The sequence below is a fragment of the Agrobacterium genomosp. 2 str. CFBP 5494 genome, from assembly GCF_900013495.1.
Lineage (GTDB): Bacteria > Pseudomonadota > Alphaproteobacteria > Rhizobiales > Rhizobiaceae > Agrobacterium > Agrobacterium pusense.
Genome location: NZ_LT009718.1, coordinates 517692 through 526499, shown reverse-complemented (window position 1 = coordinate 526499; position 8808 = coordinate 517692). Strand labels below are relative to the sequence as shown.

10 protein-coding genes are annotated in these 8808 nt (G+C 58.7%); 7 read left to right on the top strand and 3 right to left on the bottom strand.

Translation table 11 applies throughout. The annotated features are described in order from the left end of the window. Positions 1-46: 46 nt before the first annotated feature. The gene (locus AGR2A_RS02395) at positions 47-1051 is read right to left on the bottom strand and encodes a Fe(3+) ABC transporter substrate-binding protein (RefSeq protein WP_234797404.1); all 1005 of its coding nucleotides are present in this window, start codon (positions 1049-1051) and stop codon (positions 47-49) included. 218 nt (positions 1052-1269) lie between these two features. Here AGR2A_RS02395 and rirA point away from each other — a divergent pair, with 218 nt between their 5' ends. After that, the gene (gene rirA, locus AGR2A_RS02390; protein WP_004439283.1) at positions 1270-1740 is read left to right on the top strand and encodes an iron-responsive transcriptional regulator RirA; all 471 of its coding nucleotides are present in this window, start codon (positions 1270-1272) and stop codon (positions 1738-1740) included. 23 nt (positions 1741-1763) lie between these two features. Here the strand turns inward: rirA and AGR2A_RS29455 are convergent, their stop codons facing one another. Further along, entirely contained in the window at positions 1764-1919 is a 156-nt protein-coding gene (locus AGR2A_RS29455) for a hypothetical protein (RefSeq protein WP_156779248.1), read from the bottom strand. On the opposite strand from AGR2A_RS29455, the gene AGR2A_RS02385 reads away from it, so the two are divergent. The 6 genes from AGR2A_RS02385 to AGR2A_RS02360 all read left to right on the top strand — a co-directional run bounded on the left by AGR2A_RS02385 (position 1912) and on the right by AGR2A_RS02360 (position 7510). Beyond that, positions 1912-2958: an AbrB family transcriptional regulator gene (locus tag AGR2A_RS02385; protein ID WP_035206796.1), complete on the top strand. Its 1047-nt coding sequence runs from the start codon at positions 1912-1914 to the stop codon at positions 2956-2958. The two genes, AGR2A_RS29455 and AGR2A_RS02385, sit on opposite strands and share 8 nt — an antisense overlap. A 123-nt stretch (positions 2959-3081) precedes the next feature. Beyond that, a complete protein-coding gene (gene osmF / locus AGR2A_RS02380; RefSeq protein WP_072493829.1) occupies positions 3082-3993 on the top strand; it encodes a glycine betaine ABC transporter substrate-binding protein OsmF in 912 nt (303 codons plus the stop codon). Between the two features lie 82 nt (positions 3994-4075). Next, a complete protein-coding gene (locus AGR2A_RS02375; protein ID WP_167378170.1) occupies positions 4076-5242 on the top strand; it encodes an ABC transporter permease in 1167 nt (388 codons plus the stop codon). After that, a complete protein-coding gene (locus AGR2A_RS02370) occupies positions 5239-6177 on the top strand; it encodes an ABC transporter ATP-binding protein (protein ID WP_004439277.1) in 939 nt (312 codons plus the stop codon). The genes AGR2A_RS02375 and AGR2A_RS02370 overlap by 4 nt, the downstream gene beginning before the upstream one ends. Next, positions 6174-6914 carry an ABC transporter permease gene (locus tag AGR2A_RS02365; RefSeq protein ID WP_072493827.1) on the top strand — a complete coding sequence of 247 codons (741 nt, stop codon included), beginning with the start codon at positions 6174-6176 and terminating at the stop codon, positions 6912-6914. Before AGR2A_RS02370 ends, AGR2A_RS02365 begins: the two co-directional genes overlap by 4 nt. 107 nt (positions 6915-7021) lie before the next feature. Continuing rightward, positions 7022-7510, top strand: a complete 489-nt coding sequence (locus tag AGR2A_RS02360) for a gluconokinase (protein ID WP_072493826.1) — start codon at positions 7022-7024, stop codon at positions 7508-7510. Here the strand turns inward: AGR2A_RS02360 and AGR2A_RS02355 are convergent. Then, positions 7507-8808: an NAD(P)/FAD-dependent oxidoreductase gene (locus AGR2A_RS02355; protein WP_072493825.1), complete on the bottom strand. Its 1302-nt coding sequence runs from the start codon at positions 8806-8808 to the stop codon at positions 7507-7509. The genes AGR2A_RS02360 and AGR2A_RS02355 overlap by 4 nt on opposite strands.

Below are 8808 nucleotides of genomic sequence, written 5' to 3'. Positions count from 1 at the left end.
GGCTTTTTTGACTGGAATTCATCCGTGCTGGAAGCAGGGCCCGAGATCAGTTGGTCGGGCCGTCATTAAAGCCCACTTCGTCCACCAGTTCGGATGCCTGCTTGCGATGGGCGGCGATGTCCGTCAGCGGCAACTTGTCCGGATTGATGGGGCCGAAGCCCTTGACCACATCCGATGGCTCGGCGCCGGGCAGCACCGGATATTCGAAGACCTGCCTGGCATAGATTTCCTGTGCCTCGCGCGATGCCAGGAATTCCATGAGTTTCAGGGCATTGTCCTTGTTGGGGGCGTATTTCGTCAGGGCCATGCCGGAAATATTCACATGGGTGCCGCGGTCGCCCGCATTGGGAAAGATGACGCGCACGGAACCCGCCCATTCCTTTTCTTCCGGCTCGCGGTCATTTGTCAGCATCAGGCCGACATAATAGGTGTTGCCAAGGGCAATATCACACTCCCCGGAAAAGATTGATTTCGCCTGGCTGCGGTCGGTTCCATCAGGTTTGCGGGCAAGGTTGTTCTTCAGGCCGGTAAGCCAGGTGCGGGTATAATCGACACCATGATGTGCAATCATTGAGGCGATCAGCGCAATATTATAGGAATGCTGGCCGTCGCGAATGCAGATCTTGCCCTTCCATTTCGGATCCGCCAGTTCCTCATAGGTGATATCCTTCTGGCTCACCCGCTCCTTCGAGGCATAGACAACCCGGCCGCGTGTCGTCAGGCCGAACCATTCGCCCTCGGGATCACGCAGATTGGCGGGGATATCCTTTTCGATGACGGGATCGTTGAGAACAGGCTGCGTGACACCGCCCTCCTTGGCCTCGACCAGACGGGCGATATCGACCGTCAACAGCACATCGGCCGGCGAATTGACGCCTTCTGCCTGGATGCGTTCCACCAGTCCCTTGTCGAGAAAAAGAACATTCGTCTCTATTCCCGTTTCCTTGGTAAAGGCGTCGAGCAGCGGCTGGATCAATTCAGGCTGGCGATAGGAATAGACATTAACCTCTTCCTCTGCCCAGGCTTTGGGTGTGCAGGAAAGGATCATCATCCCTGAAAAAACGGCAGCGGAAAAATATGATTTCATGCTTGCCATTGTGAATGCCTCCATTACATTCCGATTCTTGACTTGTTTGTTCATGAATCATGAAGGCGGTCAACAAGGCTGTTTGAGAAATCTCGGATGGATGCCAGTTTTTTCGGTTTCTGGAATTGTTCTAAACTGAAAAAGAGACTATATAACTCCACATTGAGAGTTAGGAGACCAGCATGCGCTTGACCAAACAGACCAACTATGCCGTGCGCATGTTGATGTACTGCGCCGCAAATGAAGGCCATCTGAGCCGCATTCCGGAGATTGCCAAGGCCTATGGCGTTTCCGAGCTGTTCCTGTTCAAGATCCTCCAGCCGCTCAACAAGGCCGGCCTGGTGGAAACAGTTCGCGGCCGCAATGGCGGCGTGCGGCTTGGCAAGCCTGCCGAAAAGATCAGTCTGTTCGATGTGGTCAGGGTCACCGAAGACAGCTTCGCCATGGCGGAATGTTTCGAGGACGGCGCCGTCGAATGTCCTCTTGTTGACAGCTGCGGCCTGAACTCTGCGCTGCGCAAGGCGCTCAACGCCTTCTTCGACGTGCTGGCCGAATATTCCATCGACGATCTCGTCAAGGCTCGGCCGCAGATCAACTTTCTGCTTGGCCTCGACACCACGATGCCGAAGGTCGCTGCCCTTCCGGCTGCATGATCGTCTTATTGCTTCCCTGGCGATTACACCATAGCCCGTGCCCATGAGGTCACGGGCTTTTCTTTAAGGAAGCCGCGCGAGACAGAATATTTTTGATCCCGCGTGTTGACCTCGCGAACGGAAGCGGCGCATTTGGTCGCGAGCTTTTTCAAGCAACCAATCAGCGTCGCAATGATCATCAAGCCTGAATTCCATACATTTGCGCTTACCGCGCTCATCGGCAGCATAGGTGCGCTGCTCGCCAGCCTCATCGATATCCCGGCACCCTTTCTATCCGGCCCGGCACTTGCGGTGACGATCTCTGGACTGGCAGGCCTCAGGCTTGGCATTCCCGCCTTCATCCGCAATGCCTGTTTCGTCGTTGTCGGCATTTCGATGGGAACGAGCGTGACGCCCTCCGTGATAGACGCTGCGAAGACCTGGCCGGTGAGCTTTGTCGTCGTCCTCGTCGCTGTCGTCATCATGCTCTATGTCGCTTACTGGATACTGCATTACGGTTTCGGTTACGACCGGACCACGGCAATGCTCGGCGCTTCCCCCGGCCACCTCAGCTATATCATCAGCCTCGGGGCCGAGACGAAAAGCGACCTCGCAACCGTCAGCATCGTGCAAAGCGTCAGGGTACTTGCGCTCACTCTTTCCGTACCGCTGATCGTGGAATATTTCGATCTTGTCAGCACCGAACCGCTCCTCACCAAACCGCCGATGGATCTCCTTACCTTGGGACTGACCATCGTCGCTTCCCTGCTGACCGGCTGGCTTTTCCTGCGCTGGAAGTTTCCTGCTGCCCTGCTGCTCGGCGGCGTCGCGATCTCCATTGGCACGCATATTACCGGCCTCACTGAAGGCGGCGTCCCGACCTGGCTCAGCCTTCCAGTGTATGTGCTGATCGGCTGCCTGATCGGGACACGGTTTTCGAATGTCTCGCTGATGGAGGTGCGCAAGGGCTTTGTAGCGGGCTTTGTCGTCACCATCGCCGTCATGGTGATCGCCGGCAGTATTGCCTGGATGATTTCCCACGTGACCGGCGTTCCGCTCAATGCGGTAATGATCGCCTATTCACCGGGCGGCCTCGAAACCATGGCTGCGATGGCGGTCATGATGCACGCAGATACCGCCTATGTCGGCTCGCATCACGTCATCAGGCTTCTGTTCCTGTCGGTTCTTATGCCGCTCGTCATGGGAAAGGATGCCCGAAAACGAGACGGCGAAACCTGACATCTGCCGGAAAAATGCTGGCAGCATTGCAACCTTTTTCTCTCCGGTACGTTCAGGCTTAGCCGCAATTGCGGGCGGCGACCTTTCGCCTGTTCGGCAGGCTGACCCATCGGAGGACCATTCATGAACCGCTTGATGACGTTGACGGGCGCCGGACTTGCGCTTGCCTTTTCTGTTTCGATCGCTCAGGCGCAAGTGGTCGTGTCGTCGAAAATCGACACGGAGGGTGGCGTTCTCGGCAACATCATTCTCGCCGTTCTCAGCAAGAACAATATCGAGACGACGGATCGCATTCAGCTCGGCGCAACGCCAGTCGTCAGAAAGGCGATTACCGCGGGCGAGATCGACATCTACCCCGAATATACCGGCAACGCCGCCTTCTTTTTCTCTAAGGCGGATGACCCGCTCTGGAAGGACGCCGCCAAGGCCTACCAGGAAGCAAAGACGCTCGACTATGACGCCAACAAGATCGTCTGGCTGACGCCCTCCCCGGCCAACAATACCTGGGCAATCGCGCTGCGAAAGGATGTTGCGGACAAAAACAAGCTGAAGACGCTCTCCGATTTCGGCAAATATGTTGCCGACGGCGGTGAAGTGGTTCTTGCCGCTTCTTCCGAGTTCGTCAACTCCGCTGCTGCCCTGCCGGCGTTTCAGACCACTTACGGCTTCACCATGAAGCCGGACCAGTTGATCACGCTGTCCGGCGGCGATACGGCCGCTACCATCGCAGCCGCAGCCAACCAGACCAACAACGCCAATGCTGCCATGGTCTACGGCACGGATGGCGGCATCGCCCCGTCCGGTCTCGTGGTGCTGGAGGACGACAAACACGTGCAGCCTGTCTATCAGCCGGCGCCCATCATTCGCGAAGAAGTCCTGAAAAAGCATCCGAATATCGAGGAACTTTTGAAACCCGTGTTTGAAAAGCTCGATCTGGCGACCCTGCAGGAGCTTAACGCCCGTGTGCAGGTGGGCGGCGAGCAGGCAAAAACCGTCGCGCTCGACTTCCTGACCAAGAACGGCTTCGTCAATTAATAGTCTGTGGTTCCGGGCGACGGGTCGGGAAAAATTCGTTCTTCCGGCCTTCGCCTGATCGATGAGACAGGGGAGCGGGATTTTGACGAAATGGCCTGACAAGGTGGGGGTGGTGATTTCATGCCTGCTTCTCTATGCGCTTCTCGTGGCGCCCTTCATGACATTCCGTGCGAACCGGATCGTTCAGGGTGAGACACGAACGGTTTTCGAAGCCCTCCCGGCTTCGGCTGCCGCCATTATCACCACCGTCGTTCTTCTTGCTGCATTCATCGCGTTCTTTCGCTTTTCCACCCGCCTCAAACTCACGATTGCGCTGGTCGGGCTTGCAGTACTGGCGGTTTTCGTCGGTCAGGCTGCTTCTTTCCTGACACCGGAGGGCAATAGTTTTGCCCGCGTCTCGCCTGCCAGCGGTTTCTGGCTGATTTTTGCCGGGCTTGCTCTGCTTGCTACGGATTGTATAGCCCGTCTCAGGCCCAGGCCCGTCGTTCGGATTTTGCTGTTGCTGCTGGCGATGGCTGCACTTGCGGGCGTGCTGACAAGCGGTCTCTGGAACGATCTCTCGATCATCAGGGAATATACCGGGAGAGCCGACACATTCTGGACCGAGGCACTGCGGCACGTGCAGCTCGCCATCGGCTCGCTCGTTGCGGCGACGCTCGTGGGCATTCCGCTCGGCCTCCTCTGCTACAAGGTGGAGCGGCTGCGGGCGGGCGTGCTGAACACCCTCAACATCGTCCAGACCATACCCTCCATCGCTCTTTTCGGTTTGCTGATCGCGCCGCTTGGATGGATCGCAGCGACGGTGCCGGGCGCGGCAAAGATCGGCATCGCCGGCATAGGCATGGCGCCCGCCTTCGTGGCGCTATTTCTCTATTCGCTGCTACCGGTGGTTTCCAACACGGTGGTTGGCCTTTCCGGCGTTTCGCGAGCAGTCCGGGAGGCGGCGCGCGGACTCGGCATGACTTCCACGCAAAGCCTGCTGCGGGTGGAGTTTCCGCTGGCCATTCCGGTCATCCTCACCGGCATCCGCATCGTGCTGGTGCAGAATATCGGGCTCGCGACGATCGCAGCGCTGATTGGCGGCGGTGGTTTTGGCGTTTTCGTCTTCCAGGGCATCGGGCAGACGGCGATGGACCTCGTGCTGCTGGGTACCGTGCCGACCGTTTTCCTCGGCTTTGCGGCTGCAATCATGCTTGACGCCCTCATCGACAGCAATCTCTTCAGCGCAGGCGGAAGGCAAAAGGCATGATCGAGATCGACACCATCACGAAGCGATATGGCGATACGACCGTTGTGGACCAGGTGTCACTAACGGTCGCGCCGCGCACCGTCACCGTCATCGTCGGCACGTCGGGGTCGGGAAAAACCACCCTGCTGCGCATGATAAACCGGCTGGTGGAGCCAACTTCCGGCGCAATCCGAATAGACGGAAAAGATGCCAGCGCGATACCCGGATTCAGGCTTCGCCGCCAGATAGGCTATGCCATTCAGGGCCATGGCCTGTTTCCGCATCGAACGGTGGCGGAGAATATCGCGACCGTGCCGCAGCTGATCGGCTGGGACCGCAAACGCATCGCTGCGAAGATCGATGCGCTGATGCATCTCTTCCAGCTCGAACCTGCGCTTTATGCCGAGCGTTTCCCGCATGAACTTTCCGGAGGCCAGCAGCAGCGTGTCGGCGTGGCGCGGGCGCTGGCCGCTGAACCGAACATTCTCCTCATGGACGAGCCATTCGGCGCTCTCGATCCGGTTATCCGCGCCAAGGCGCAGAAAGACCTCATCGATATACAGAAGAAGCTTGGCGTGACCATTGTTCTCGTCACGCACGACATGGACGAGGCTTTTCATCTGGCTGATCGTATCGCAGTCATGGACAAGGGACGTATCGTGCAGGACTGTCCGCCGGCAGAACTGGTGCTGAAACCCGCGAATGACTTCGTGCGCACCATGATCGGGGAAAACGAACGCGCGCTGAAACTGCTCTCGGTCCTCTCGGTTGCCGATGTCGTGGAGCCGGGAAGCGCCGAGGGCGAGCCGCTAAGCGAACATACAAGCCAGCGCGACGCGCTTTCGGCCATGTTATGGGCGGGCCGCGATGTCCTGCCAGTGATAAAAGACAGCGGACAGCCCGCGGGCTTGGTGCGGCGTGACGTTCTCCTCCAGCGCGCCGCCGGAAACCGATGAGAAAAGCCGCTTCTTTCTTCGCCCTGGGATTTCTGGTGCTGGCGCTGATGGCGTTTCTTGCCTCGCCCCAGAGCTTCTCGCCCCTGTTCAGCCCCCTTGTGCAGGCCAATGCGCCAGCCATCTACACGCAAGCCAATCTGCTTTCCCTCACCCTTTCGCATCTCGCCACTGTCGCTATCGCAACGGGGTTTGCCACGATGATGGCGGGTGCGCTCGCCATTCTCGTAACCCGGCCCTTCGGAAGGGATTTCCTTCCGCTCTCCCGTAGCATCGTCAATATCGGCCAGACCTTCCCCCCCGTGGCGGTGCTGGCGCTTGCGGTGCCGATAATCGGTTTTGGCGAAAAACCCACTCTGATCGCGCTGTTTCTTTATGCCCTGCTGCCTGTCTTCGAAAATACGCTGACCGGACTTACCACCCTTCCGCCAGCAGTGGTGGATGCCGCGAGAGGCAGCGGCATGACCGGCTGGCAACGGCTCGTAAAAGTGGAGCTGCCGCTCGCCCTGCCGGCCATCCTCGCCGGGATCCGACTTTCGGCGGTCATCAGCCTTTCTACCGCCACCATCGGCTCAACGGTTGCCGCAAGGACGCTTGGGGAAGTTATCATCGCCGGCCTGCAATCCAACAATCTCGCTTTCATCCTTCAAGGCGGGCTTATCGTTGCGGCACTGGCGATCCTGATCCACACCGGCTTTTCCGCCCTGGAAAGGACCGCGGCCCGCAGAACCGGGCAATGAACAGGACATGCGTCACATTTTATATTCCCGGCGTTCGCCGCACATGGTAGGGGCAAACCGTCGAAACAGAAATTTCAGAGGTTCGGGTGACACAGGCAATCGTCGTGATGGGAGTGAGCGGTTCTGGCAAGTCCACGGTCGCGGAAGGTCTGGCGGAAAAACTGGGCATTGCCTTTATTGAGGGCGATAAACTCCACCCCAAATCCAATGTCGAAAAGATGTCAGAGGGTATTCCTCTTACTGATGAAGACCGCTGGCCCTGGCTCGATCTCGTCGGCGCGGAACTTCGCAAAGGCAGCGAAAGCAACGGTGTTGTCGTTTCCTGCTCGGCGCTCAAGAAAATCTATCGCGACCGCCTCCGCCAGGCCACAGGCGGCCCGCTGGCGTTCGTCTATCTGGATGGCAGCCTGGAACTGCTTAGCCGCCGGATGGGCGAGCGCAAGGGCCATTTCATGCCGCTCTCGCTGCTTCAGACCCAGCTTGCCACGCTGGAAGTACCGACGGGAGAGCCCGGCGTCGTGGCCGTCAGCATCGATACGACCCCGGAAGAGATCGTTTCGAACGCGCTTTCCGCTTTGAAAACGGTCGCGTTTTAAAGCCCGAGCCTGTCTCTCAGGCCATACCACCAGGCGCCAAGTACGGTCAGCGGAACGCGGAACGTCTTGCCACCCGGGAAGGGATAGTTCGGCAACGAGCTCCAGATATCGAAACGTTCGGCGTGGCCTGCAACGGCCTCGCCCAATATCTTGCCGAGCAGATGCGTGGTCGTTACCCCGTGACCGCTGTCGCCATGGGAAAAGTAGATATTGTCCGACAGTTTGCCCATGTGCGGAATACGCGTCAGGGTCAAGGCGAAGTTGCCGCTCCAGGCATACTCAATCTTTATCTTTTCCAGCTGCGGGAAGGTCTTCAGCATGTTCGGGCGGATCACGCCTGTCAGGTCGGCCGGATCGCTGCCGCCATAACCGATACCTCCGCCGTAAAGCAGACGGTTGTCCGAGGTGCGACGGTAATAATCGAGAATGTAATTGGCATCTTCGACGCAGTAATTGGCGGGCAGAAGCGCCTCGATCAGATCGGCGTTAAGCGGCTCCGTTGCCATGACCTGGCTCGAGACCGGCATCATCCGTTCGCCAATTTCCGGCAGCAACTTGCCGAGATAAGCATTGCCGCAGACGAGAACATATTTCGCCCTCACGCTGCCCGTTGCCATCCGCACGACGGGGTTTTCCCCCTGCTCTACCGCAATGACCCGCGAATTTTCGAATATCCGAGCGCCCAGGCTTTCGGCAGCCGCCGCCTCGCCCTGCACGAGATTAAGAGGATGGATATGGCCGCCGAAACGATCGATCATGCCACCGGCGTAACGATCGGTCTTCACGTAGCGGCCGACATCCGCTCCGGAGACCATTTCCAGGCCGCCATGACCATGTTTTTCCCAATGGGCCTTGTGTGCCTCCATTTCGCGAATCTGCTTTGACGTGAAGGCGGCGAAGAAACCGCCGTCGACCAGATCGCAGTCGATGGCATATTTGGTGACGCGGTTGCGGATGATCGCGCCGCCTTCAAGCGACATCTCCCCAAGCTTCACTGCCTTGTCATGCCCGTAGCGGCCGGCGATGGTCTCGAGATCCCGGCTGTAACCGTTGACGATCTGCCCGCCGTTGCGCCCCGATGCGCCGAAGCCCACCCGCACGCCTTCCAGCACAATGACCGCGTAGCCACGTTCACTGAGTTCAAGGGCGGCGGAAATGCCGGTGAAACCGCCGCCGATCACGCAGACATCGGCTTCCAGCGCGCCCTCAAGCGTCGGGCGCACGGTTTTGACATTGGCGGAGGCCGCATACCATGACGATGTGTGGCCGGGATTGGGAATGTTGGTGACCTCAGCCAT